This is a genomic window from Williamsia limnetica (assembly GCF_003217475.1).
Lineage (GTDB): Bacteria > Actinomycetota > Actinomycetes > Mycobacteriales > Mycobacteriaceae > Williamsia > Williamsia limnetica.
Map to the genome: position 1 here is coordinate 63,047 of NZ_QJSP01000006.1, position 23,844 is coordinate 86,890.

The following is a 23,844-nucleotide window of genomic DNA, read 5'->3' on the forward strand; positions in this document are numbered from 1 at the left end:
CGCACCGCCCCTGTCCGGTCGGCGTGGGTCTCGGCCACGGCGACCGGACGGGGTCGTCCGACCACCTCCACATGCAACAACCCTCGACCGGCGGGAGCCGAACATGAAATCAATGGTCTACCGAGGTCCCTACAAGATCAGGGTCGAAGACAAACCGATTCCTCCGATCGAGCATCCCAACGACGCGATCATACGGGTGACCCGCGCCGCGATCTGCGGCTCCGATCTGCATCTGTATCACGGGATGATGCCTGATACCCGGGTCGGAATGACGTTCGGTCACGAGTTCATCGGGGTCGTGGAGTCAGTCGGATCGTCGGTACAGAACCTCGCCGTCGGCGACCGGGTGATGGTGCCGTTCAACATCTACTGCGGGTCGTGCTATTTCTGCGTCCGTGGTCTGTACTCGAACTGCCACAACGTCAACCCGAACGCCACCGCAGTGGGCGGCATCTACGGCTATTCGCATACCTGCGGTGGCTATGACGGAGGGCAGGCGGAGTTCGTGCGGGTGCCGTTCGCTGATGTGGGACCCACTGTCATCCCCGATTGGCTCGACGAGGACGACGCCCTCTTGCTCACCGACGCGTTGGCCACCGGCTACTTCGGAGCGCAACTCGGCAGCATCAGCGAAGGAGACACCGTCGCCGTGTTCGGCGCGGGCCCGGTTGGACTGTTCGCCGCCAAGTCCGCGTGGTTCATGGGCGCCGGCAGGGTCATCGTCATCGACCACCTCGAGTACCGCCTGGAGAAGGCCCGTACCTTCGCGCATGCCGAGACCCTCAATTTTGCCGAGTACGACGACATCGTGGTCCAGATGAAGAAGTCCACCGACCATCTCGGAGCCGATGTGGTGATCGAGGCGGTGGGCGCCGAAGCGGACGGAAACTTCCTGCAGCACGTCACGGCGGCCAAGTTCAAACTTCAGGGCGGATCTCCGATCGCTCTTAATTGGGCCATCGACTCGGTACGCAAGGGCGGTACGGTGTCGGTCATGGGTGCCTACGGGCCTATGTTCAGTGCGGTCAAGTTCGGCGACGCCATGAACAAGGGCTTGACGTTGCAGATGAACCAGTGCCCGGTCAAACGGCAGTGGCCGCGGTTGTTCGAGCACATCAAAAATGGTCACCTCAAGCCGAGCGACATTATCACCCATCGCATTCCGCTCGAGCACATCGCCGAGGGATACCACATCTTCTCGGCCAAGCTGGACGAGTGCATCAAACCGGTCATCGTCCCCACCACCGCATAGGAGCGCTCATCATGGCGTACACCGCTCATACACCTCGACGCTATTCCAGAGACGAGCTCAAAGCTCGGATACCTGGATGGGGCGCAGACCTCGACCCTGCGGATCGGCCGTCCGTTCCGCAGGAACGGTTCGACCCGGACGCGACGGGCGCGCACTGGGACTTCCCGGATCGGCAGGAGGAGAAGTGGCCGCGGGAACGCTCGATCGAGCACCAATTCCTGACTCCGGTGTTCGGCACCTCGACGCCGCCGAGAGGACTGAGTGGAATGCTGCGCCGGTTCGCCTACCGCTACAGCGAAGCGCGCGCTGCCCACTGGCTGCTGCTGCTCGCAGCGGATCGTGTCAACGCCGTCGAGAGCCACCTCGCCTCACTGATCACGAAGCGTCCGGATAATCCCATCACCGAGACCGGCATCTCAGCCGAGATCGGCCGCGGCGCCTCGGCGCGAAGGGGGACAACAAGAGTGGACAAGACACACAGCTGGATCGATCCGATTCTTGTCAGTGCACCGTGGGTGGCCGGCGCGGTGGCGGTCGCGTATGTTGCGCGGCAAAGCGCCAAACGACTGGTGGCGTAGAGCAGAGACGAGGGACGCCATGAAGCTGGTGGTCGCGGTGATCAGGCCGTACACGCTCGAAGCTGTCAAAGCTGAACTCGACAGTGTCGGCATCTCGGGTATGACGATCACCGAGACCGAAGGCTACGGCCGCCAACGCGGTCACACGGACGTCTTCCCTGGCGCAGAGTACGTAATCGACATGGTGCCGAAAGTACGAGTGGAAGTGCTCGTGAGGAACGGCCAGGTCGATACCGTTCTCTCGATACTTGTCGATACCGCGCGCACCAACCGGGCCGGGGACGGGAAGATCTGGGTGACGCCCGTGACCGACCTCCGTTCGGTACGGACGGGAGAGCAGGAACAAGACGGCGATCCGACCGAGATTCCAGCCAATAGTGCTGCGCACCTGGAGAACCCGACCTAAATCGATTTGTCGCGGGGCTTGGCACATGCGCGACGAAGTGCTAAAAATGTGATGCACAGTGATTGGTCGCCCGCCACCGGAGGCGGGCTGTCGGTGACGTAGGAGGTGGGTTGCTGTGCCTTCCGGTGGTCCTTCCGGCAATTTGCAGTGGCGGGAGCGGACCGATGAACGGTCCCGCAACCCCTATGATGCTCCTGCCGCCTGGTTCACCCACGAGCACGCCCGGTGGCGTCCCACCCATACGAGTGGGGTTGAGGATGTGACCCGGTGGGCGATCGACGACGAAGGCCGCATTTGGCTGACGACGGTGTCGACCCACTCGTGTGCGCAGCACGATGCCGATCCGTCGGTGCGCAGGGTGTACCCGGCGTTGTTGTTGGAGAGTGCTGTTCGGACGGTCCGTGATGTTCTGGGCTCTGATCCTTTTCCGTGGGATCTGAGCGATGTCCTGTCTGAATCCATTCCGCCACAGGACTATCTGCCGATCCTCGGCCGTGGTCGGATGGTCATCAACGGCCGGCTCCATCTGGGCACCACAATCCAGGTCGACAGCTGCCTCTTCGTGGCCACGGTTGTCGATGGCGTATGGGTAGGTGCGCTGCAGCCACGCGGTCGCCAGCACCCGAAATTGACCTTCGGACTGCCGTTACCCGACACACTCACCCGAACCGGTTGATCGCTAGTGATCGACGCTCGACGATCCGCGCTCGACCACCTGTTCTGCGATCTTGACCACCGGGACGTTGGAGTCCTGTGAGAGCTTGCGCATCAGTTCGAATGCCCGTACGGCGTCGACTGCGAATCGCTCCATGATCATGCCTTTGGCTTGTCCGATGACGTCCCGACTGGCCAACGCAGACTCGAAATGCTCGGACTTCCTTATCCCGTGCAGGGCCACCGCTGCGTGGGTGGCCAACATGAGACCCACTTCCACGTCAGCGGGGGAGAAAGCGTGCGCGGTGGAACTGAACAGATTGAGGGCTCCGAGGGCGCCGCTTCCGGTGTAGAGCTGGAACGACAAACTGCTGCGGACGCCCGCTTCGCGCGCCGAGGGACGGAACCGGGGCCACCGCTGGTCAGTGGTCAGATCGTCGCTGTGGATGATCCGCTCGCCGAAGGCTGCGTCTACACACGGTCCTTCACCCAGCTCTTCCTGCACGGAGTCGAGCCGAATGGGCAGATCGCTCGTCGGTGCGTGGGAGCGAAACTCTCTGCGTCTGGAGATGGTCAACACGTCCGCGGTCTCAGCGCCTCGGATGAGCTCGACGGCGGTCGTGGTCACGACTCGTAGCGTGTCTTCGAGTTCAGGCTTGTCTGACGCCGTTCGCGCCAGTTCGGCGAGGGCACCGGCCAGATCGGGGATGTCGTTGCTCACGCTTCCACCTTTCGTCGTCGTTCTGATGCGTACCGTTCTGATGCGTACCGTTCCGATGCGCACTGATCCGGGCCACGACGCAACGCCGGTGAGCTCTCGCCGAACAGCTACCGGCGGTTTTTCGGCCGCTGACCGCAGCGACGACGTATACGCCGTCGCCGTCGCCGTCCGCCGCGGCCGCGTTCAGCGTTGCTGGTCGGCGACTGTGCTGGTGGCGTTCTGGGCGTGATCTTGAACGTCCTGGGCCGCCGAGGTTCCCTCGTCTTTGACAGTCGCGGCGGCGCCGGTTGCAGTGTCTTTGACGGACGCGGCAGCCTGCTGGGCGGGTTCTTGCAGGTTCTGAGCGGTTTCCTTGGCGATGTCGGTGACTTCATCGGTCAGCGGCTGCGCCTTTTCTTGCAGCGCGGCTGCGGCCTGCTGTTCGCGCTCACTGGCGGGGATGAGCGCCGAGACGAGCAGGCCGGCGCCGAATGCGATCAACCCCGCAGCCAGCGGGTTGCCCTGAGTCTGGGCTTTGACCGCGCCCGGCGCCGACTGCACGGCGTCAGTCGCGGAATGCGCGGTGTCAGACACCGAGGCGAGCGCCGAACTGGTTGCGTCAGAGGTGCTCTGGGCGGTGTCGGAGGCGGAACCCATCACTTTCTCGCGGACACTGCCGAGGGTTCCGGTGACACGGCCGACCTTGCGTCTGGCCATCGTCGTCGGATTGGCTTCGTAAGCCAAGGTATTGACGTCCGAGCTGAGGGTCGCACGGGTGCGTTCGATGTCGGCGCGGATCTGGTCTGGGTCGGAACTACTGGTCATGACTTCTCCCGAGGATGTGGCGTGAGGGCGCCGGGGATTTTGGTGACGGTGTCGGTGGTCTGCGGCATTCCTTTGGCCTTGCGCAACGCGGAGCGGCCCAGAACGGCCAGCACGGCGCCGATGACGGCCCACACGACAACTACGATCAGCGCGGACCAGCCATGCCCGATCGCGCTACCGAGACTTGCCCAGAGCGCGACCGACAGGAACAGCAGCACGAAGAAGCCGGCGAGGGCGGCCCCCGCGAGCATCCCGGACCCGGTGCCTACTCGGCGGGCGGTCTGGGTCGCTTCGGCTTTGGCAAGTGCGAGCTCCTGGCGGACCAGGACCGACAGGTCTTCGCTGACGTTGGACAGCAACTCGCCCAACGATGGTGGGTCCGTCTCGGTGTGTGCGTGCGCGTGCGCGTTGGGAGGGGGAGGAGCGGTCATCGCGTTGCCCCCGGTGCCGGGTGATGAGGGTATTGCGGTTGCGGCGCGGAGGCCGGTGGCACCGTGTACGGCGAGTCGCCCGGTCCTCCGATGCCTCCGGGGTCGACAGCGTGTTGCCCCGCTGCATACCCCGTCGGTGCTGCGGCATATCCGGCAGCGGGGGTCTGCATGGGGGGCAGGGGCCCGGTTGGTGTGTCGTCGGCGGGCGGCGGAGGTGCGACTGCGCGAGAGGAAGATCCGCCGCTGTCGACGCTGGTGTTGGCGGCGGTGAGGCCTCGACCCAGTCGTCCGGCGAGCAACCCGGCGCCCGCGGCCAAGGCCAGGAATGTGCCCGGCTTGCGGCGGGCGAAGTGTGTGACCTCGTCGAGGATCTGGCCGGGTTCGCGCTCCTCCAGCCACGAGGCGACAGTGTGTGCGTGCTGGGAGGCCTGACGTGTCAGATCCGTTGCAATGCCTGGGTTGTCGGACTTGTCGGCCATTGAACTGAACTCGTCGGACAAGGCACGCAAACCACCGGCGACGCGCTGCTGCTGCGCCGCTGCCTGAGTGGTCAGTTCGTCTCGGGTCTGCCCAAGCAGGTCTTGGGCTTGATTTTTCACTTCACCCGCCACCTGCTGGGCTTGGTCACCGGCGACATTCGCGACATGTTTGCCGGCATCGGTGGCGGTGCCTGCGACTGCGCCTGCCTGCTCTTTGGCGACATCCGCGGTTGACGAGTCTGGGCTCGCGCCGGGTGATACGGGCGGCGGTGTGCGATCGGGACTAGGAATTCCACTGGAATTGGTCATGGCAAAGCTCGCATTCGTACTCGGGCGATGGCGGGGGCAGGCCAGTGGTTCGACCTTCCGGCCGAGTACCCGGATCCGCCGAACTCATGCATCGAGATCGTGGAGCGGGCACAGCCCGCCATGGAGGCGTTCATATGCCTAGTGCAGGCCCGTACTGGGTACCCGAGGCGTCATGGACCATTCACAAGCTCCGTTGCTGGACGCATTGGCCGACTATCATCGTTTGGGTCGGTACGGTTTCACCCCGCCGGGCCACCGCCAGGGCAAGGGTGTCGAACCACGGACCCGGGACATCATCGGGGCCGACGCTTTCTGCAGTGATGTGCTGGCCAGTTCTGGACTCGACGATCGCCAGTCGAGCAACGGATTCTTGCAGCGCGCTGAGGAATTGATGGCGGACGCGGTCGGAGCCCAGACCGCGTTCTTCTCGACGTGCGGTAGCTCGCTCTCGGTGAAAGCGGCGATGATGGCGGTGGCAGGCAACCACGACGGCGGGCTGTTGCTGAGCCGCGACGCCCACAAATCGGTGGTTGCGGGCCTCATCTTCGCGGGGATCGAACCACGGTGGATCACCCCGCAGTGGGACGCCGAGAGGCACTTCTCCCATCCACCGTCGCCTGAGCAGGTTCGCGCTGCCTGGGAGAAACACCCTGACGCGGCGGCGGCGCTCATCGTCTCTCCGAGCCCGTACGGCACTTGCGCCGACATCGCCTCCATCGCAGACATCTGCCATGAGCGGGGCAAGCCGTTGATCATCGATGAGGCCTGGGGTGCCCATCTGCCGTTCCATGATGGTCTGCCCACGTGGGCGATGGACGCCGGTGCGGACGTCTGCGTGGTGAGTGTTCACAAAATGGGGGCCGGTTTCGAGCAAGGCTCGGTCTATCACACGCAGGGTGACCTCGTCGATGCCGCTCACCTGTCGTCGTGTGCCGATCTGTTGATGACGACGAGCCCGAATGTGCTGGTGTACGCCGGTTTAGACGGGTGGCGCAGGCAGATGGTCGAGCACGGCAGTGTTTTGTACGATCACGCGTTGGCATTGGCTGCGCGGCTACGTCACGAGATCGACGGCATCGACGGATTCGTGGTCATGGAAGATGAGCTGCTCGGGCATCAGGCTTCACATGACCTGGACCGAATGCAGGTACTCATCGATGTCAGCGCCACCGGAGCGACCGGTTACCAGTGCGCCGACTGGCTGCGCGCTCACCATCGACTGGATGTAGGAATGTCCGATCACCGCCGGATACTGGCGACCCTGTCGTTCGCCGACAACGACAGCACCGGGGAGCGGCTCGTGCGCGCGCTGACCGCGCTCGCCGCGGCGGCACCGAGCTTCGACCGACATCACCGCATCGACCTGCCCAGCCCGGACGAGCTGCAACTCGAGACCGTGATGTCGCCTCGCGACGCCTTTTTCGGTCCCACCGACATGGTCCCGGCCGATCAGGCCGCGGGTCGGATCGTGGCTGAGCAGATGACGCCGTACCCACCAGGGATCCCCGCGGCAGTTCCGGGAGAGCGGCTTGACGAGCAGGTCATCGACTACCTTCGCTCGGGCGTTGCGTCGGGAATGGCCATTCCCGACGCCACCGATGCCTCAGTGGAGAAAATCCGGGTCGTTGTCGAGCGATGACCGGTAGCGTCGGCGTGGTCACCGATGCCGCTGGCCTCGACCCGCACCGATCAGGTGTTCTCGGGCTTACTCCCGGCAAGCTTGCGGGCGATCTGGGCTACGGAGACGTTGGAGTCCTGCGAAAATTTGACCAGCAGATTGAACGCGGCCGTGGCGTCGATGTTGAACCGTTCCATGATGATTCCCTTGGCCTGGCCGATGGTGTCGCGTGAGGCCAGAGCACTCTCGAACTGTTCGTGCCTGCGGGCGGCATCGAAGATCACCGCAGCGTGTGCGGCCAGCGCATACCCTTTCTCCGCACCGGTATCGGTGATCGCATCGGGCGTGGTGGCGTACACGTTCAACGCACCCATCCCTTCCATATGCGTGAACAACTCATACGACACCGACGACCGGATCGGTGACCGCTCACGCACCGCCTCGGCGAGTTGAGGCCAACGGTCGTCGGCGACAAGGTCGCGGACGCGGACGGTGCGGTGCTGCCATGCGGCATCCAGGCATGGTCCTTGCCCGCACTGTTGTTGCAGCAGGTCGAACTCGCGGGCGACTTCATCGGTGGGGGCAACGGAATCGACGACGGCGCGCCTTCTGGTGACAGTGATTCCCGCCGAGACTGCGCCATCGACGAGTTGCACTGCAGACGCGGTGATCTCGGCCAGAACAGTGTCAGATCCGAGCCGGGCCTTGGCGTGCATACTGCGCGCAAGGTCCGCAAGCACCACATGCATGCGAGGATCGCTCTGGTCGGTGGTCTTCACGGTGTCACCATCTCTCTGCCCGCCCCCCGCGGCGGCCTGAGCCGACCACGGATCCGTTCACCCGTGTGTGACGGGCGCACAAGAGTGACAACGAGCCCTGTCGCGACGTCCCCTGAACGACCAAGCTCTACGCCGATCGATGCGCAGCAGGCGCTGGCGATTTCCGGCCTCATGATTATACGCCGACGTGAGCGTTGCGGCGGTCAGCGACTCACCGGCGCGGTACCGGCGCCGGCTCCTGTTCGAGCGGTGCCATGGTCTGCGGGACCGGGTCGTGCATACGGTCGACGTCCTCAAGGGTCATCGAACTGGTGTCTACACGGAAAATCCAGGTGATTGCGGCGCCGAGTAGCGATGTCCCGGCGAGGAGCAAGACGATGAACGCGGTACCCCAGGCATCGAGAAGTATCGGGAATCCGAATGCGGTGAGGACGGCGCCGACCTTGGCCACGGAGGCGGCCAACCCCGCGCCTGTACCGCGTAAGGCTGTGGGAAAGACCTCGCCGGCCATCAGGTAGGTCATGGAGTTGGGTCCGAGGTTGGTCATCAGATTGAACGTCATGAAGCCGACGAACACGAGTACGACCTGCGTACTGCCGTCGACAGTGGTGGACAGAGCAGCGATCACCAATCCTGTTGCGCAACCGATGAAACCGAAGATCTGGAGCCTGATGCGGCCAAAGCGGTTGACCAGCAGAATCGCCAGCACGATCCCGACGAGCACCGAACGCGTCGATCAGTACAGCGCCTTCAGTGCCCTGGAGATCGCCCGCGACGACCCCGGTGACCGTGGACTCGTCGGTGGTGGCCGTGCCGACTGTGGCGGCGATGATCGTGGGAGTGAAGATGCCGATGCCGTACGTACCGAGGTCTTGCAGGAACCAAGGGATCGACGCCAGGATGGTCGAGCGCCGCCATGGGGTGCGAAACAACGCACGGAAGCCCGGCTTCGCCGTCGACTGGCCGGGTCCGATGCCGGCGGTCAGCACCACCGACGTGGGGTATTGGGGTTGGCGAGCGAGGAGACGTTTGAGTTCGAGTTCGGCCTGCGCGACCTTTCCGGTGCCGAGCAGCCAATGTGGGCTCTGCACGATGAACAGTCGCCCGACGACAACGGCCACGGACGGAATCACGGCGACTCCGAACATCCACCGCCAGTCGGACAGTTCGTCGCGATTACCGAGAATGATGACGCCGATCAAGGTGCCTGCAAGGGCACCGACGGCTTGAAACCCGAACGCGGCCAATACTCCCCGGCCGCGGATGCTGGTGGGCATCGTCTCGGAGATCATCGTGTGGGCAGTGGGGTAATCGCACCCCAATGCCAAACCCATGCCGATCAGGCATACCGTGAGCATCTCGAAGTTGACGCTGTAGGTGACCCCGACGAGGAATGCCGTGAACAGCACCATCTCGGCGAAGAACAGCTGTCGGCGGCCCCATCGGTCTGAGAGGCCCCCGAGTGCGGTTGCGCCGATCATGATGCCGAGAAGTGGTGCAGCGGTGATGACACCGGTGCTCGCGGACGACAGGTCGAACTCGTCGATGATGAGTGGCAAGGCCACCCCGACCATGAAGACGATCAACCCCTCGAAGAACTTCCCGGCCGATGCCAGCAGCCAGATTCGCCGTTGCATCGCGGTGGTGGCCCCGGCGCTCGCAGGCGTGCCGTCACTCCAGAGCGGTACCTCGTCGATGTACTGCTGGACGGTTGAGGGTTGGTCGCGATGATCGAGTGAGGTCATCAGGTCTTTCACACTTGCAGCGCGGAATGCTCGTTGGACCGCCGAACCATACAAGTAGCCGGCGAACCTCACGTGACGCCATGGTGAACACCGACACGTGACCGTGTCCTCGCTACGGCGCCGCCGGTGACGTCTCGCGGAGCGCGGGGCAGTGTTCGGGGGTGGGGTGGTGAGCGATGTGGATCATCCGGTCGAGGGCGTCGCGTGCGGCGGCCAGGTCGGCCATGGCGCTCGTGATGCGATCGCGTTCGGCCGCCAAGACCTCGAAGACCTCGGGGGAAGCCTGGCCGCTGTCGACGCAGGGCAGCAACTGCACGACCGTCCGGCTCGACAGACCGGCGGTGAAGAACTGCTGGATCAGCTTGACGCGCTCAACTGCTGATTCGGGGTAGGTGCGCTGGCCGCTCAGGGTGCGCTCGGAGTGGAGGAGGCCTTGCTCTTCGTAGTAGCGCAGGGCTCGCGTACTGACGCCTGCGCGGTCTGCGACATCGCCTATCCGCATTTCCTACCTCCTCGGACCTGGGCAAACCTGATCGGACTTGCCCTTGACGTCAACGTGAAGTCCTACGGTAGCCGATGCGGGCCGACGTTCGGCCCGAACGACCGGACCCAGCGTCTGGAGAAAGCCAGGTTCTCATGGAAATCACCGACCAGATAGCCCTCGTCACCGGCGCCAACCGCGGTATCGGGCGACAGTTCGTGCTCGAGTTGCTCGATCGTGGGGTGAGCAAGGTGTACGCGACGGCCCGCCGCCCTGAGTCGCTGGCTTTCGACGACGACCGGGTGGTCCCGGTGCGTCTCGACCTGCTCGACCACGAGTCCGTTGTCGCGGCCGCGGCCGCAGCGCGTGATGTGACCGTGCTCGTCAACAATGCAGGAATCGCGACCGGCGCACCCCTGGTCACCGGTGACATCGCGCAGATCCGGAGCGAGATGGACACACACTTCTGGGGCACGCTGGACGTGATCCGGGTATTCGCGCCCGTGCTGGCCGCGCACGGGGGCGGCGCGATCGTCAACGTCCTTTCGGCACTGTCCTGGTTCGCGGCCCCCGGCAGTGGGTCCTACTCCGCTGCCAAGGCTGCGGAATGGAACATGACGAACGGTGTCCGACTGAAACTCTCATCTCAAGGAACCCTGGTGCAGGGTGTTCTGCTCGGCGCTGCCGACACCGATATCGCGGCCGGTTATGACGGTCCGAAGATCGACCCGCGCGACGTACCGCGGCAGGCACTGGACGGGTTGGCCGCCGGTGAGATCGAGGTGATCGTCGATGACTGGACCGCGATGGTGAAGGCATCGCTCGCGGGAGATCCGGCCGCGTTCTACGCCCAGATGACAGCACTGCTCGGGGCCGGCTGACGCGAAGCGGACCCCTGCTGGCGCGGCAGGGGTGCGCGGACGGCCGGTGTCTCTATGGTGTGGACATGGAGCATGTCATATGGTGGCAGGTGTACCCGCTGGGTTTCGTAGGGGCCGAGACGGCGACGATCGAAGGCACCGTCCATCGACTCGACCACATCGTGGACTGGTTCGACTATCTACTCGAGCTCGGCTGCAACGGATTGTCTCTCGGGCCGGTGTTCGCGTCATCCACGCACGGGTACGACACGGTTGACCACTTCCGGATCGATTCGCGATTGGGCGAGACCGAAGATGTCGAGCGGCTGATCACCGCCGCGCACGCCCGCGGGATCAAGGTGATGCTCGACGGGGTCTTCAACCACGTCGGCCGCGAGCACCCGAAGTTCATCGAAGCTCTGCGCGGTGGACCGGAGTCCGAAGCCGGACAGTGGTTTCGCTGGGATGGCGACCAGCCCCGCGCCTTCGAAGGCCACGACATCTTGGTCACGCTCAATCACGACAACCCGGCCGTGCAGCAGTACATCGCCGAGGTGATGACGCACTGGCTCGACCTCGGCGTCGACGCCTGGCGCCTCGACGCCGCCTACGCGATCGCCCCGACGCTGTTTGCGCCGGTGCTGAGGTCAGTGCGTGCCCGCGCGCCCCACGCCTGGTTCGTCGGGGAGATGATCCATGGCGACTACAACGGCTACGTCCAGGCATCCGGGATCGACTCGGTGACCCAGTACGAACTGTGGAAGGCGATCTGGAGTTCGCTCAACGACGAGAACCTTTATGAACTCGGCCATGCCGTCGAGCGGAACAACGACATGCTGGACACGTTCGTGCCGGCGACCTTCGTCGGCAACCACGACGTGACACGCATAGCCAGCGTCCTGTCGGACGAGCGGAAAATACCGGTGACAGTGGCTTTGCTGTTCTTCCTTGCCGGTGTCCCGAGCGTCTACTACGGCGACGAGCAGGGTTTTCGTGGAGTCAAGGAGGAGCGGATCGGCGGTGACGACGCCATCCGTCCCGAATTCCCCACCGGACCGGGCGATCTCGCGCCGCACGGGCGTGGACTGTTCCAGCTACATCAAGAGCTGATCGGTGTGCGGCGCCGACACTCCTGGCTGCACAGCGCCCGGACAGAGGTGCGCGACTTGAGCAATCAAGCAGTGACCCTGGTGTCCCGAGGCAACGACGAAGAACTCACCTTGACCATCGATCTGACCGGTCTGGACTCGGACCCCGTGCCTCATGGGCCGATGGATGAACACCGCACGGTGGTATCAAGTGGGCCCGGGTGGTCGATCGCCGAGTCCACCACATGAGCACACCGTCTAGATCTGGCACCGCCACGGTGAGGGCGAACGACGTAGATCTCGGTGTCGAGAGCTTCGGCCGCGAAAACGACCCGCTCGTCCTGCTGGTCGGCGGCACCACCATGCTGTCCTGGCCTGACGCGCTGTGCGAGCAGCTCGCAGCGGCAGGCCGGCGCGTGGTGCGCTACGACCTGCGGGACTCCGGCACATCGACGACCCTCGACCCGGCGAACCCGGCATACGACTTGCGCGACCTCGCGGCGGACGCGGCTGCCCTGGTTGCCGAACTCGGGGTACGCACTGCACATCTCGGCGGGGTCGGCGTCGGAGGGATGGTCGCTCAGGTGGCCGCGCTGGACCACCCGGACGTCTTCTCCCAATTGACTCTCGTCGGCACCCGGCCGGTGGCGCCTGGGCCCGTCGACCCCGACCTCCCGGACCACGACAGTGCGGTGATGGCCGGACTGTTCACCCGCCCGATGCCGGACTGGACCGACCGAGACGCTGTTGCGGCGTTTGCCGCGGAAGGCGCCGGCTTGTTGGGCGACGACCCGGAGCAGGCGCGGACGACAGCAGCCCGGATCTGGGATCGGACTGCGTCGAGCGATCCTGCCGTGCACGAGGCGAACCAGCTCGGGATGGTCTTCTCTCGAATCGACTGCGCCCCACGATGGCGGGAGCGTCTCGGCGAGCTGATAGTGCCCACGCTCGTCGTGCACGGGCGCGCAGACCCGTTCTTCCCGGTCGGCAACGGTGAGGCACTCGCCGCCGAGATCCCCGGTGCGCGGCTGCTGGTACTCGACGACATGGGCACGGCCCTGCGGCACACTGCCGCCATCCAGGTCGCTGCCGCCATGCTTGCCGGATAAGTTCCGGCAAGCATGTCCGCTGAGCCAGGATGATTCGGCCCGATCCGGTGGTTATATGAAAGACAACCTCGGCGTACTCGATGGCCGAGGCCTGGTGGACGCGCAGGGGTCACCGACAGCACGAGGCACGAGAAAGGGTTCCGATGTCTGACAGACCAGTCGTTCTGTACGACGGCGTGTGCGGATTCTGCAACCATGCAGTGCAGTTTCTCCTGCGTGTGGACAGTCGGGGAGAGCTGCGATTCGCCGCACTACAGAGCGACTATGCCCGAGGGATCATCGATCGGCACCCTGAGCTCGAGACGATCGATTCTGTTGTCTACGTGACCGATCCAGGAACAAGCGACGAGAAGATCGCCGTGCGATCTGACGGCGCTCTCCGTGCCCTCGCTCACGCGGATCGGCCGTGGCGGTGGCTGCGCGTGGCAGCAGTGATCCCCCGCCCGATTCGGGACAAGCTCTACGACGGATTCGCCGCCATTCGATATCGAGTGTTCGGCAAGCTCGAATCCTGTCCTATCCCGTCGCCGGAGGTGCGCTCGAGGTTCCTCGACGAGAGCCCGCGACTCGGCTGAGCCGGTAGCGGACAGTGAGCCTGCCACCGGGGCTGCACGCTGTCGTCGCCGTGGCTCGCTGCGACGGTTAGCTTGGCGGGGTCGGGGCTACCCGGTAGCCATGCGCTCACCGATCCACGATTACCTCGACCAGGTTCTCCTCGAATGCCGAGATGATGACGGAGGGTCGGTGACGACCGGTAATCGACAGCTCGAAAACGTCGACCCAGAGCTGTTCGGCCTTGCTGTGGCGACGGTGGACGGCACGATCTATACGGCGGGCGAGGCGAATCACGAGTTTTCGATCCAGTCGATCTCAAAGCCCTTTGCCTACGCTCTTGCGCTTCGCGATGGTGGCCTCGAACGCCTGGAAGCTCGTGTCGACGCCGAGCCATCAGGGGAGAAGTTCAACGAGATCTCGCTCGAGTCCGACACCGGGCGCCCGCGAAACGCGCTGATCAACGCCGGAGCCCTCGCCGTGCGCGATCTCGTCGACGGGACAGACGCCCGGCACCGCGCGCAGCGCATCGCCGAGGAGATGAGTCGCCTTGCCGGTCGTGACCTGGTCGTCGACGACCAGGTGTACGAAGCGGAACTCGAAGCCGACGACCACAATCAAGCGCTCGCCCATCTTCTCCGTTCGGCAGGACAGCTCGATTGCGCACCCGACGAGGTGGTCGACGGCTACGCGAGACAGTGCGCGATCGGTGTCGATTGCCACGACTTGGCGATGATGGCGGCGGTGATGGCCAACGGAGGTATGTCGACGTCATCGGACGAACAGTTGATCGATGGACAGATCAATCGCCATGTGCTGTCGGTGATGGCGACCTGCGGGATGTACAACGGCAGCGGCAACTGGATGTCGACGGTCGGGATCCCTGCGAAAAGTGGGGTGGCAGGGGCGATCATCGGGGTGTTGCCGGGGCAGGTGGGTGTGGCGGTGTTCTCGCCGCGACTCAATCAGCAGGGGAACAGTGTGCGTGGGGTTGCCGTGTTCGAACGGCTCTCTCGCGATATGGAACTGCACATGATGCACGTGATTCCCACCGGGCGATCGGCCCTGCGGTCTGTGGGCGAGCGCGACGGTGCCACGGTGGTCGAACTGCAGGGAGACATCAGGTTCGCCGGGGCCGAGATCTTCGCAAGTCGTGCCTGCGAGGGATTTGCGACTGACGAGATCGTCATCGACCTCTCCGAGGTACGCGTCATCGACGATGCCGCGCGGCGTCTGATCACCGAAGTGCGCGAACGACTATCCGAAGATCACAGGACGACAGTGCAGGATCCGGCGCGGCTGCTCGCTGGGCGATGACGGATACCGCCTCGGCGCTACGTCGACTGACCGACGACGCCTGCGGGGATGAGCGTCCAATTCAGGTCGACAGTGGTGCCGGCGGCCGGGGAGGTGATCACGGCCCGATCGCACAAGCCCCTGATCAAGGACAGTCCGTGGCCACGCCCGGTCAACGGCTTCGCGTGGTGCCACCACCTGCCCCGGTCACGAACTAGGACTCGCAGGGTTCGGGTGCGGCGCAGGTAGCGGGCACGGACCAACACTTCACCGGGACGGTCCCGGGGATAGGCGTGTTCGGTGGCGTTGGCCATCGCTTCGTACACGGCGAGGGTGATGTCGGCTCGGCGGCCCTCAGTGGTATTCAGAACGCCGGCGATCCACGTCGAGAACTCGATGCGTAGTCCAGAGATCGCCGCGGGCGTCGCGGCCGTCGTGGACATCCGAAATCGCGAATGACGGCCCGAGCGCGGTGTCGTGCGATTGCAGTAGCTCACACAGGGCTACCTACCCTATCCAGCGGAAATGTATGCATGATGTCTCACGCACTCACTTCGAGAACCTCCGTACAGGCGGAGAGGGCGGCATCAAGAGAGGCGTACAGGCCCAGCGCTCTGTCGAGTCCGATGAGTTCCATGGGCCTGCTCGTGGACGGTCCGTCGGCGACGACGCCGAAGCGCCCGGCCGGCGCATTGGCGTGTGCGGCAACCAACGCGCCCATGCCTGCAGACGACAAGAAGGCCGTCTTGGTCAGATCGATGATCAGGCCGCGGGGCGAGTCGGCCAATGCCGCGGTGACCGCTTCTTCCAGCTGTGGCGTCGTCAGCAAATCGATCTCGCCCTCGACCGCGAGAACGACCAGGTCGTGGCGCCGCGTGGACTGCACGGTGATGCCCTGCGGCTGAACGCCCGGGGCGAAAGTATGAGTGATGGTCGTTCGCATGGTGCGTGCCCTTCAGCGTGCCCTAGCGATGGTGACTCGTCCTCTTGAGATAAGACTGTCAATAAACGGCAGGGGCTGCACCGACACTTATTATGTCACGAATGGTGTCCGTATGCACAGTGCCGAGGAAACCGTTAATAGCCATGGTGTTTTATCAATAACTTTGCTCATGTAATCGTCAGAGGAGGGTATTCCGACACGTCTTGTGCTGCAAGCGCTCTCGGGTGCCAGCATATTTGCTGCGAAAGCGCAACGAGAATTGAGGGATACGCGACGACGATCGCCTGTGCAGTAAGATTTTTCGACCGAGGCGATCACAAATCAACGACAGTGCCGCAGATGCCGCATTCCTCGAATCGGCGGCGCTTCCACCGGGCGATCGGAACAAAAAACACTGTGAACTGGGTGAACTGGCGCATGCGAGCCCACTGCGTGGTGTTGTGGCAGCGTGGGCACGTCCGGGTCTCACCCGCGCCGACGTACTTGCGCTTGACGCCGTATCCGAAGAGGAGGAACACGGGGTCCAGCATAGAGTCGCGCGGCCAACTCACGTACTGGCATGCCGTCGCTGCCCTTGGAGGCAGCCGGCGGAGCATGATTTCATCAGCGAATGACACATCTTCCGGTCGCCGAACTGCATCTCCATCTCGAGGGGACGCTCGAGCCGGAGACGATCTTCGAGCTCGCCGAGCGAAACAAGATCACGTTGCCCTACTCCGACGTCGATGAGCTGAAAGCGCTGTTCGAATTCGCAGACCTGCAGGCGTTTCTCGACCTGTACTACGCCAACATGTCGACGTTGCGGACCGCCGCCGATTTTGCCGAGATGACCGATGCGTATCTGACGCGAGCGGCGATCGCAGGTGTGCGTCATGCGGAGGTGTTCATCGACCCGCAGGCGCATCTCCTCCGGGGGATCGCACTGGAGGAGGTCCTCGAGGGTGTCACCTCTGCGCTCGACGCGTCCGTTGCCAACCATGGGATGAGCAGCGGCCTGATCGTGTCGATGCTGCGTGATCAGAGCGCCGAGTCCGCGATGAACGTCCTCGACGGTGTGATCGCTCTCGGAACGCCAATCCTCGGGATCGGCCTCGATTCGGCCGAAGTCGGGCACCCTCCGTCGAAGTTCGTGGAGGTGTACGCGAAGGCCCGCGCCGAAGGGCTGCACCTTGTCGCGCACGCAGGTGAAGAAGGTCCGCCGGAGTACATCTGGGAAGCGTTGGATCTGCTCGGTGTCGAACGCATCGACCATGGCATCAGGTGCATGGAGGACGAGCGACTCGTCGAGCGGTTGACGGCCGAACGTGTGCCACTGACCGTGTGCCCCCTGTCCAACGTCAGTCTGAAAGCGATCGGTCGACTATCCGATCATCCCCTGGAGTCGATGCTCCGTAGAGGTCTGAATGTGTCCGTGCATTCCGATGACCCGTCGTACTTCGGCGGATACATCGACGACAACTTCCGTGAGGTCAGCGATGCGCTCGATCTCGATGTGGATGACCTCGTGACGCTGGCGCGGAACTCGGTCACGTCCTCGTTTGCCGATGATGTGCGCAAGGCTGAGCTGCTGGCCGAGATCGCGGGCGCAGCCGAATCGCTCTGACCCACGGTGGCTGGGCGGCATGTCGATATCGAGTGTCCCCTGGGTGAGATCAGTCGCCGTGTGCCGATCGCGCCGAGACGTCGGGTTCGGCCGGCTGATGTACCTCATCAGGTTCCCAGCGCAACAGATCGCCCGGCTGGCAATCGAGGACCTCGCAGATTGCGGCGAGTGTTGTGAACCGAACGGCCTTGGCGCGCCCATTCTTGAGTACGGCCAGGTTGGCCGGGGTGATGCCGATCTGCTCGGCGAGGACGCCGACCGGCATTTTTCGCCGAGCGAGCATCACATCGATGTCGACGATGATCGGCATCAGATCACCTCGTCGAGCTCGGATCGCAAGTTCGTGGCCTCGCGGTGGAGAGCGACGGCTTGCGCAAGCAGCACGCGCAAGACGTAGACGACGAGGGCCACTCCACCTACGACGAGAGCGCCGCCGCAGATCAATCCCACCAATCCCGGTGCCACCTCGTCTCCGGGTGCGCTGTGATTGGCGAACCGTGCGACGACAGCGATGGCGAACACCAAGATCGCTCCTGTCGAAATAGCGTAGATCACGCCATCGACGTAGCGAAAAGACCTGGCCGCGAACACTGTTCCGCGGCGAATCAGGGTCAGTAGTTTCCAAATACAGATTCCGATCACCTGGAGGCAGGCCACCCCCAGGATGCCGATGACCGCAAGCGACACCCGCACGCCTACCGGGGCGTCGTTCATGTCGAACCACAGCACCGGCGCCATCGCCAGTTGCACCACCAGAGACCCGGCCAGTGCGATCGCAATAATCGCGCGCAACGCCAGCACAGCCCACTTGCCCATCTGAACCCCTTAAGCCATCTCGACACAGGATCAGTCGAGGAACAACGCAAATCTATCGCAAAACGATAGATTGGTCCAGGTTGGCGTGCTCACCGGGTTCCGGGTGGCTGCGCTGCCTTCCGAATGTCACCTCTGGCTTGCTGTCGCGACATGGCGCGAGATCTCTGCGACTGTGACATTCAGGGCGCCCAGCTCCTCGGCGTCGGTGAACAGCTCGAACGAGATCGACGATCGGATCGGTGGCCGCCCACGGACGATCCGCGTCAGTTCGGGCCATCGGTCGTCGGTGAGCAGATCGGGAACATAGACGGTGCGATGCTGCACGGCGGCATCGATGCAAGGGCCCTGTCCGCATTCGGTGCTGAAGGTGGTCGAAGTCTCGGGCGCGTTGTCGATAAGACTATCCAAATCCGCTATGAGGCAACGGTATCGACCAGAGGCGCTGTGACCAGGCTTGGCGGTCACAGCAAACTCGATCGTGAAAAAGTTCAGCAACAACATGTCTCGCGCTCGTCGCGCCGGTTCAGAACTTTGTGTTGATGACAATGCCGGCGGCGTCGACGAGATCGAAATTGTCCGACTTCGCGAGCTCTAGCAACAGGTGCAGCGCCTCATCCTGCGAAATCTGCTCACGTTCCATCAGCATCCCCACGGCTATGGCGATGATGTGCTGTTCATCGTGCTCAAGGTCAGTGTCGCGTCCCGGCCGGAAACCCACGGGGGCCTTTCGTTGCTGTTCAGCGAAGAAAGCGTTCCCCGGAGAACTTCAGCCTACGCGCGGTGAGTCTCTCCGGGCTCGTGCGCGGTAATCTGGATCTCATGGAGCCGAGGTGACGGGGGACATGGGGGACGAAGCCGCGAGGCGGGATCCAGACGTCAGTGGCCCTCGGGGCCGTGCTGTATTCACCGGGGTGGGGGCGCTGTGTGAGACGGCCGTGCGGATGACCGGGGTCGACGGCGCTGCGGCTGCGTTGCTGACCCCTCGCTCGAAGCTTCGCGATCTTGTGTACGCCACCGACCCGTTGGCCCAGCGCATCGACGAGTTGCAGTTCACCCTCGGCGAGGGGCCTTGTCTGGACGCATACTCGCAAGGCCGAGCTCACCTCGTCGACGACCTTCGGCACGACTGGCCATCCCAGCGATGGCCCGGGTTTGTCGAGGCCGCCGCGGGGGTTGGGGTCGAGGCCATATTCGCCTTGCCGATCTCCGATGCGGGACAGCCACTGGGGGTGCTGGAGCTCTACCGGGCTACGGCTGGTCCATTGTCCAAAACCGAACTCGACGCGGGCCTTGCCTGCGCAGCCCGCGCCGGAGAGACGGTCGCGGCCAGCTGGGCCGACTATGTTGCTCGTGCCGCCACCCCGACGATGGCTGCCGACACACTGGCCTTGGACCTCACCAACCCTGACACCGAGACGGGTTTCTCGCGTACGCACGTGTTCACTGCGTCGGGAATGCTTGCCGTCCAGATGGGGATCTCACCGGAAGTCGCTCTGGACCGCTTACGCGGATACGCCTTTCGAACCGGCCGGTCTATCGGTGACGTGGCATTCGACGTCATCGGGCGGCGGTTGACACACCACGATCTCGACGATGGGAGGCAGTAGTGAGCGAGCAGGGGCGAGATATCACAGCGGGAACTGATCTCGAGCAGGTGAGCACTGCGATAGCCGCCGTGACCAGCAGCATGGTTCACGGGGTCGACCTTCCCACGGTTCTGCAGACTGTGGCGGATCAAGCATGTGGCTGCTTCGAGGCCTACTCCGCTGTCGTCGTGTTACTGGACCCTCGGCAGATCGCCGGCACCGCAGCTCTGCACATTGTTGCCGAGTCCTCACCTCATACGGTCGATTCGAGCCCGCTGATCAATACGGTTGGCCCAGCCCTCGACAGCGCGCGCACGGGCGCAGTGGCTCTGGTCGCGGATTTGTCGTCGAACGACGACACCAGATGGCCTCAGTACCGGCGTCGGGCGCTCGACGCCGGGCTGCGGGGGGTGCGGGCGTTCCCGGTGATCGGTGTAGCGGCCGGAATCGGTTCGATCGTGATTCACACAAAGCAGCCGTGGAGGCCTGATCATCCGAACCAGGCCGGGCAGGTGTTCGCCGACTTGACGGCGCTGGCACTGTCGGCGGGATCGAAGAGCAACCGCGATGCCGCGCTGGACGACACGATCGATTCGGTGCTCGAGGGCACCACCATCATCGCGACCGCGACCGGAATGCTGGCCCAGGCCCGTGGACTCGACCTCGATACCGCGCGGCTCACACTGATCAGATTGGCCCGCGCGCACGGAGTCACCTCCACTGCCCACGCGCGAGAGATCCTGGCAGCGCAGCGGCGCTATCCCACAGACCCGGGTAAGGCCGGGGTCTTCGATCCCCCCGACTTACCCAGGCCACCACGTATCGACGAGTGATGCGGTCGGTATCGCTCAGCCCGGCACCCTCGATTTCTTATTCGGCTTCGGGTTTACTACCGGCCAGCTGTCGCGAGATTTCAGCGACGGTGACGTTGGAGTCCTGAGACAGCTTGGTCAGGAGCTCGAATGCGGCGTCGGCTCCGATGTTGAAACGCTCCATGATCATGCCTTTGGCTTGGCCGATGATGTCGCGGGAAGCCAGCGCGCTCTGGAATTGGTCGTATTTTCGGGCGGCATCGAACACCAGGGCGGCGTGTGCGGCCAGCGCATACCCTTTTTCAACCTCGGTGTCAGAGATTGCGTGGGGCGTGGTGGCGTACACATTCAGCGCACCCATGCCTTCGATGTGTGTGAACAGCTCATACGACACCGACGACCGGATCGGTGAGTGCTCACGGACGGTATCGGCGAGTTCCGGCCAGCGCCCGTCGCTGAGCAGGTCGGGAACCCTGACGGTGCGGTGCTGCCACGCGGCGTCGAGGCAGGGGCCTTGGCCGACCTGTTGTTGCAACAGGTCGAACTCGCGGGCGTCTGCGTTGGTAGGAGCCAGCGTTTCGACCACCTTGCGCTTCTTTGTGACGGTGATACCTGCCGATACGACTCCGTCTATCAATTGCACGGCCGACGCGGTGATCTCGGCCAGCACCGCATCAGAACCCAGACGGGTCTTGGCGTGCATGCTGCGCGCGTGATCGGCCAGCTCTTTGAGAATGTCAGTGTCACTCTGCTCGGACATCGGGGTCACCGTCTCTCCGCCGCGGCTGAACTGTCAGCGACCGGCCACGAAATGTTGGTCGCCACCGTGCGGCGTGTGCGCACGGTTCGACGCGGGGACCGCCGCGGCTTCCTCTGTACAGCCGACCCCACACCGAGAAACCACGTCGATCGCCGTAGTGTCTTCAGCCCCATAACCCTACCGCCCCTGGGGTGACGGTGTGGCATGTGTCAGGCGGACATGCTTCTTCGGGCCTGTTGCCGTCGACAACGGTTCGATGAGGGCGCGTCGGTGACATCTCGACCCGGACGCTCGTTGATCCGCCCATACGTTCGGCAGTTCCAATGCCAGGATTGCGAGGGGCAGCGGGCCATCGATTCCGTCGTCCTGCGATCGCATTCGGAATGAAACAGTATTCCTACGCCGATTCGACTTCGCTTTTCGACGTTTACTACCCAGCATCTGAATTTCTGACGTCGTTACAACACACCCGGTTTCAGTTGCAAACGGGTTGCACGCGGTGCGGGCAGGTGGCAATATCAATGTCAGGTTGAACACGAGCCACGCCCATGTCGTTGGTAGTGTTTCAAAGCCACCAACGACCCCCCGCAATATGTTTGAGGGGTTGCTTCATGCCTAAATCAATGCCGTCTGCAATTACCCGGTCAGTGCCCCCATGTGTTGTATCGACGATGTCGTGCGGGAAATCTGCGGTGGTGACCGTGTCGGGGGATCTGGATTACCTGGCGGTCAATGACCTAGAGGAGGCCGCCGCGCTGGTTCTCTTCGATCGAGTCGAAGTTCTGCTGATCGACCTGAGTACCACCACCTTCCTCAGTGCGGCCGGTATGGCCGCCCTCGTAACCGTTCACGAGTCCGTGCAGACCACCGGCGGAACCATGATCGTGGTGGCCCGTGGACCGGCCACTGCCAGGCAGCTGCGCAGGGCGGGTGTGGCCGACACGCTCCAGGTCGTCGACACCGTCGACACCGCAATCGGGCAGGGCGCGGAGCTGCTGTTCAGTGCGGCATGGGAAAACTCGCCCATCGAGGAGTCGCAGCGGGCGGGAGCTCGTCCATGACATCGGTACACGAGACGCCGCAGCGCCCGCAGGGCGACCGAAGACCCGAAAATCCTGTGCCGCAGTACCAACCGGCCAGAGTGCGGGCCGATGTCGAGTGGCCCGATCCCAGTCCGCTCGACCAGTGGTGGAAGAAGGTCATGACTCTCGACCATCGCGACGTCTAGTCGCCAGACGCCGCAACCAACACCGGTCCTCAAGAAACCTTTTCGGCTACGATCCCGTCATGAACAAGGAGGTCGCGACCCGTCTTGCCGAGGTGCGACTCGCACAGTGGAGCCGCGATGCCGACTACAACGATCTGGAGTGGGCCGACAGCAATGAGTCGACCACGACTGAGCACGTCTTAGACGGCGGTGTCGACTACAAGGTCGAGTTGACGGTCTGGCGTGAGCAGCATGCGCGCGAGTACACCATGGGGGTGAGGGTCAGCGAGACCGCCCGGCGTCGGTTCTTCGGTGGGGCAGTGTCGCGGTATGGACGGATGTTTCCGGACGGGCGTTTCGTCGAAGGGCCGTGAAAGGTTCGCCCCATCAGGTTGCGGATTTCGAGCGGTCGATGACCGCGGCGAGAGTGTCGGCCAGGGCAGGGTCGATCGCGGCGACGATCTGGCGTGCGGCGGAGCCGAGTTGGGAGAGTTCGTCGGCTCCCATCGCATTTACGACCAGTCGCCTCACCTCAGAAACGTGCGACGGCGCGATGCGTTGTAGCTCCTGCCATCCGGCCTCGGTCAACACCGCCTCGGTGCGTCGGCCCGCGCCACCGCACGAGCGTCGCTCGACCCATCCGGCAGCTTCGAGGCGCGTCACCGCGTGGGACAGCCGGGACAGGGATCCCCGTGCCAATTCGGCGAGGTCGCTCATCACCCGTACGTGATCAGGGGCGTCTGACAGCGACACCAGGATGTTGTACTCGAAGAAATTGATTCCCGCGTCTTGCTTGAGCTGTGCGTCGAGCTTGCCCGGCAGGGTCATGAGCAACGCGACCAGCGACGCCCAGTCACGCTGCTGTTCGTGGGAGAGCCACAAGTCGTTTCGATCGTCGGTCACGGGACCATCGTACCGAACTTGAACATTCAATTGCGCGGTGTATGGTCGAACT

The 23,844-nt window shown here is 63.8% G+C and carries 33 protein-coding genes and 1 pseudogene; 17 read left to right on the forward strand and 17 right to left on the reverse strand.

Features of this window, described 5'->3' with window-relative positions; genetic code table 11:
• Window positions 1-103 precede the first annotated feature (103 nt).
• The 4 genes from DFR67_RS11220 to DFR67_RS11235 all read left to right on the forward strand — a co-directional run bounded on the left by DFR67_RS11220 (window position 104) and on the right by DFR67_RS11235 (window position 2,912).
• Entirely contained in the window at window positions 104-1,252 is a 1,149-nt protein-coding gene (locus DFR67_RS11220; protein WP_110469629.1) for a zinc-dependent alcohol dehydrogenase, read from the forward strand.
• 11 nt (window positions 1,253-1,263) lie between these two features.
• On the forward strand, window positions 1,264-1,830 hold the full coding sequence (locus DFR67_RS11225) for a hypothetical protein (RefSeq protein WP_110469630.1): 567 nt from the start codon (window positions 1,264-1,266) through the stop codon (window positions 1,828-1,830).
• A gap of 19 nt (window positions 1,831-1,849) precedes the next feature.
• A complete protein-coding gene (locus DFR67_RS11230; protein ID WP_110469631.1) occupies window positions 1,850-2,236 on the forward strand; it encodes a P-II family nitrogen regulator in 387 nt (128 codons plus the stop codon).
• Window positions 2,237-2,351: 115 nt separating this feature from the next.
• A complete protein-coding gene (locus DFR67_RS11235) occupies window positions 2,352-2,912 on the forward strand; it encodes a hypothetical protein (protein ID WP_146240424.1) in 561 nt (186 codons plus the stop codon).
• A gap of 3 nt (window positions 2,913-2,915) precedes the next feature.
• Here the strand turns inward: DFR67_RS11235 and DFR67_RS11240 are convergent, their stop codons facing one another.
• From DFR67_RS11240 to DFR67_RS11255, 4 genes are all read right to left on the reverse strand, one after another.
• A complete protein-coding gene (locus DFR67_RS11240) occupies window positions 2,916-3,611 on the reverse strand; it encodes a GAF and ANTAR domain-containing protein (protein WP_245937883.1) in 696 nt (231 codons plus the stop codon).
• Window positions 3,612-3,794: 183 nt separating this feature from the next.
• The gene (locus tag DFR67_RS11245; RefSeq protein WP_110469633.1) at window positions 3,795-4,415 is read right to left on the reverse strand and encodes a DUF3618 domain-containing protein; all 621 of its coding nucleotides are present in this window, start codon (window positions 4,413-4,415) and stop codon (window positions 3,795-3,797) included.
• Window positions 4,412-4,846 (reverse strand): phage holin family protein, encoded by a 435-nt coding sequence (locus tag DFR67_RS11250; RefSeq protein WP_110469634.1) that lies wholly within the window; start codon window positions 4,844-4,846, stop codon window positions 4,412-4,414. The genes DFR67_RS11245 and DFR67_RS11250 overlap by 4 nt, the downstream gene beginning before the upstream one ends.
• On the reverse strand, window positions 4,843-5,634 hold the full coding sequence (locus DFR67_RS11255; RefSeq protein WP_245937884.1) for a hypothetical protein: 792 nt from the start codon (window positions 5,632-5,634) through the stop codon (window positions 4,843-4,845). The genes DFR67_RS11250 and DFR67_RS11255 overlap by 4 nt, the downstream gene beginning before the upstream one ends.
• A gap of 172 nt (window positions 5,635-5,806) precedes the next feature.
• Between DFR67_RS11255 and DFR67_RS11260 the strand changes: the two genes are divergently transcribed.
• Window positions 5,807-7,273: an aminotransferase class I/II-fold pyridoxal phosphate-dependent enzyme gene (locus tag DFR67_RS11260; RefSeq protein ID WP_110469635.1), complete on the forward strand. Its 1,467-nt coding sequence runs from the start codon at window positions 5,807-5,809 to the stop codon at window positions 7,271-7,273.
• 50 nt (window positions 7,274-7,323) lie between these two features.
• On the opposite strand, the gene DFR67_RS11265 is transcribed toward DFR67_RS11260, so the two are convergent.
• From DFR67_RS11265 to DFR67_RS31380, 3 genes and pseudogenes are all read right to left on the reverse strand, one after another.
• Window positions 7,324-8,031, reverse strand: a complete 708-nt coding sequence (locus DFR67_RS11265) for a GAF and ANTAR domain-containing protein (protein ID WP_245937885.1) — start codon at window positions 8,029-8,031, stop codon at window positions 7,324-7,326.
• Between the two features lie 211 nt (window positions 8,032-8,242).
• On the reverse strand, window positions 8,243-8,740 hold the full coding sequence (locus DFR67_RS31375; RefSeq protein WP_281268336.1) for an MFS transporter: 498 nt from the start codon (window positions 8,738-8,740) through the stop codon (window positions 8,243-8,245).
• 124 nt (window positions 8,741-8,864) lie between these two features.
• Window positions 8,865-9,605: pseudogene (locus DFR67_RS31380) on the reverse strand (MFS transporter); the annotation flags it as partial.
• Here DFR67_RS31380 and DFR67_RS31105 point away from each other — a divergent pair.
• Window positions 9,538-9,762 carry a hypothetical protein gene (locus DFR67_RS31105; protein ID WP_245937911.1) on the forward strand — a complete coding sequence of 75 codons (225 nt, stop codon included), beginning with the start codon at window positions 9,538-9,540 and terminating at the stop codon, window positions 9,760-9,762. The pseudogene DFR67_RS31380 and the gene DFR67_RS31105 overlap by 68 nt on opposite strands.
• Window positions 9,763-9,888: 126 nt before the next feature.
• Here DFR67_RS31105 and DFR67_RS11275 read toward each other — a convergent pair whose 3' ends face one another.
• Window positions 9,889-10,278 (reverse strand): MerR family transcriptional regulator, encoded by a 390-nt coding sequence (locus tag DFR67_RS11275; protein WP_110469636.1) that lies wholly within the window; start codon window positions 10,276-10,278, stop codon window positions 9,889-9,891.
• Window positions 10,279-10,412: 134 nt separating this feature from the next.
• Between DFR67_RS11275 and DFR67_RS11280 the strand changes: the two genes are divergently transcribed.
• The 5 genes from DFR67_RS11280 (at window position 10,413) to glsA (ending at window position 15,183) form a co-directional block, all read left to right on the forward strand.
• Window positions 10,413-11,138 (forward strand): SDR family oxidoreductase, encoded by a 726-nt coding sequence (locus DFR67_RS11280; protein WP_110469637.1) that lies wholly within the window; start codon window positions 10,413-10,415, stop codon window positions 11,136-11,138.
• Between the two features lie 65 nt (window positions 11,139-11,203).
• Window positions 11,204-12,454, forward strand: coding sequence for an alpha-amylase family protein (locus DFR67_RS11285; protein ID WP_110469638.1), 1,251 nt, complete (start codon window positions 11,204-11,206; stop codon window positions 12,452-12,454).
• Entirely contained in the window at window positions 12,451-13,314 is an 864-nt protein-coding gene (locus tag DFR67_RS11290) for an alpha/beta fold hydrolase (protein WP_110469639.1), read from the forward strand. The genes DFR67_RS11285 and DFR67_RS11290 overlap by 4 nt, the downstream gene beginning before the upstream one ends.
• A gap of 143 nt (window positions 13,315-13,457) precedes the next feature.
• Window positions 13,458-13,889 (forward strand): thiol-disulfide oxidoreductase DCC family protein, encoded by a 432-nt coding sequence (locus tag DFR67_RS11295; protein WP_110469640.1) that lies wholly within the window; start codon window positions 13,458-13,460, stop codon window positions 13,887-13,889.
• A 100-nt stretch (window positions 13,890-13,989) separates the two neighbouring features.
• Window positions 13,990-15,183 (forward strand): glutaminase A, encoded by a 1,194-nt coding sequence (glsA, locus tag DFR67_RS11300; RefSeq protein ID WP_110469641.1) that lies wholly within the window; start codon window positions 13,990-13,992, stop codon window positions 15,181-15,183.
• A 17-nt stretch (window positions 15,184-15,200) separates the two neighbouring features.
• Here the strand turns inward: glsA and DFR67_RS11305 are convergent, their stop codons facing one another.
• The 3 genes from DFR67_RS11305 to DFR67_RS11315 all read right to left on the reverse strand — a co-directional run bounded on the left by DFR67_RS11305 (window position 15,201) and on the right by DFR67_RS11315 (window position 16,623).
• Window positions 15,201-15,605, reverse strand: a complete 405-nt coding sequence (locus DFR67_RS11305) for an ATP-binding protein (protein WP_110469642.1) — start codon at window positions 15,603-15,605, stop codon at window positions 15,201-15,203.
• Window positions 15,606-15,703: 98 nt separating this feature from the next.
• Complete coding sequence (locus DFR67_RS11310) at window positions 15,704-16,105, reverse strand: STAS domain-containing protein (RefSeq protein ID WP_110469643.1); 402 nt, start codon at window positions 16,103-16,105, stop codon at window positions 15,704-15,706.
• Between the two features lie 314 nt (window positions 16,106-16,419).
• Window positions 16,420-16,623 (reverse strand): zinc-ribbon domain-containing protein, encoded by a 204-nt coding sequence (locus tag DFR67_RS11315; RefSeq protein WP_110469851.1) that lies wholly within the window; start codon window positions 16,621-16,623, stop codon window positions 16,420-16,422.
• Between the two features lie 92 nt (window positions 16,624-16,715).
• Here DFR67_RS11315 and DFR67_RS11320 point away from each other — a divergent pair, with 92 nt between their 5' ends.
• Entirely contained in the window at window positions 16,716-17,708 is a 993-nt protein-coding gene (locus DFR67_RS11320; RefSeq protein WP_110469644.1) for an adenosine deaminase, read from the forward strand.
• 49 nt (window positions 17,709-17,757) lie between these two features.
• Here DFR67_RS11320 and DFR67_RS11325 read toward each other — a convergent pair whose 3' ends face one another.
• The 4 genes from DFR67_RS11325 to DFR67_RS11340 all read right to left on the reverse strand — a co-directional run bounded on the left by DFR67_RS11325 (window position 17,758) and on the right by DFR67_RS11340 (window position 19,242).
• Window positions 17,758-18,018: a helix-turn-helix domain-containing protein gene (locus tag DFR67_RS11325; RefSeq protein ID WP_110469645.1), complete on the reverse strand. Its 261-nt coding sequence runs from the start codon at window positions 18,016-18,018 to the stop codon at window positions 17,758-17,760.
• Window positions 18,018-18,524: a DUF2975 domain-containing protein gene (locus DFR67_RS11330; protein WP_110469646.1), complete on the reverse strand. Its 507-nt coding sequence runs from the start codon at window positions 18,522-18,524 to the stop codon at window positions 18,018-18,020. The genes DFR67_RS11325 and DFR67_RS11330 overlap by 1 nt, the downstream gene beginning before the upstream one ends.
• Window positions 18,525-18,650: 126 nt before the next feature.
• Window positions 18,651-18,848, reverse strand: coding sequence for a hypothetical protein (locus DFR67_RS30230; RefSeq protein WP_146240425.1), 198 nt, complete (start codon window positions 18,846-18,848; stop codon window positions 18,651-18,653).
• A gap of 199 nt (window positions 18,849-19,047) precedes the next feature.
• Window positions 19,048-19,242, reverse strand: a complete 195-nt coding sequence (locus tag DFR67_RS11340; RefSeq protein ID WP_110469648.1) for an ANTAR domain-containing protein — start codon at window positions 19,240-19,242, stop codon at window positions 19,048-19,050.
• Window positions 19,243-19,354: 112 nt separating this feature from the next.
• On the opposite strand from DFR67_RS11340, the gene DFR67_RS11345 reads away from it, so the two are divergent.
• Window positions 19,355-20,131, forward strand: a complete 777-nt coding sequence (locus DFR67_RS11345; protein WP_110469649.1) for a GAF and ANTAR domain-containing protein — start codon at window positions 19,355-19,357, stop codon at window positions 20,129-20,131.
• Window positions 20,131-20,943 carry a GAF domain-containing protein gene (locus DFR67_RS11350; protein WP_110469650.1) on the forward strand — a complete coding sequence of 271 codons (813 nt, stop codon included), beginning with the start codon at window positions 20,131-20,133 and terminating at the stop codon, window positions 20,941-20,943. The genes DFR67_RS11345 and DFR67_RS11350 overlap by 1 nt, the downstream gene beginning before the upstream one ends.
• A gap of 37 nt (window positions 20,944-20,980) precedes the next feature.
• On the opposite strand, the gene DFR67_RS11355 is transcribed toward DFR67_RS11350, so the two are convergent.
• Window positions 20,981-21,682 carry a GAF and ANTAR domain-containing protein gene (locus DFR67_RS11355; RefSeq protein WP_110469651.1) on the reverse strand — a complete coding sequence of 234 codons (702 nt, stop codon included), beginning with the start codon at window positions 21,680-21,682 and terminating at the stop codon, window positions 20,981-20,983.
• A gap of 695 nt (window positions 21,683-22,377) precedes the next feature.
• Here DFR67_RS11355 and DFR67_RS11360 point away from each other — a divergent pair.
• The 3 genes from DFR67_RS11360 to DFR67_RS11365 are packed head-to-tail and all read left to right on the forward strand — an operon-like array spanning window position 22,378 to window position 23,263.
• Window positions 22,378-22,743, forward strand: a complete 366-nt coding sequence (locus tag DFR67_RS11360) for an STAS domain-containing protein (RefSeq protein ID WP_158539951.1) — start codon at window positions 22,378-22,380, stop codon at window positions 22,741-22,743.
• The gene (locus tag DFR67_RS30500; protein ID WP_158539952.1) at window positions 22,740-22,910 is read left to right on the forward strand and encodes a hypothetical protein; all 171 of its coding nucleotides are present in this window, start codon (window positions 22,740-22,742) and stop codon (window positions 22,908-22,910) included. The genes DFR67_RS11360 and DFR67_RS30500 overlap by 4 nt, the downstream gene beginning before the upstream one ends.
• A 59-nt stretch (window positions 22,911-22,969) precedes the next feature.
• Window positions 22,970-23,263, forward strand: a complete 294-nt coding sequence (locus DFR67_RS11365; RefSeq protein ID WP_110469653.1) for a hypothetical protein — start codon at window positions 22,970-22,972, stop codon at window positions 23,261-23,263.
• 13 nt (window positions 23,264-23,276) lie between these two features.
• Here the strand turns inward: DFR67_RS11365 and DFR67_RS11370 are convergent, their stop codons facing one another.
• Window positions 23,277-23,792 carry a MarR family winged helix-turn-helix transcriptional regulator gene (locus tag DFR67_RS11370; RefSeq protein ID WP_110469654.1) on the reverse strand — a complete coding sequence of 172 codons (516 nt, stop codon included), beginning with the start codon at window positions 23,790-23,792 and terminating at the stop codon, window positions 23,277-23,279.
• Between the last annotated feature and the right edge of the window lie 52 nt (window positions 23,793-23,844).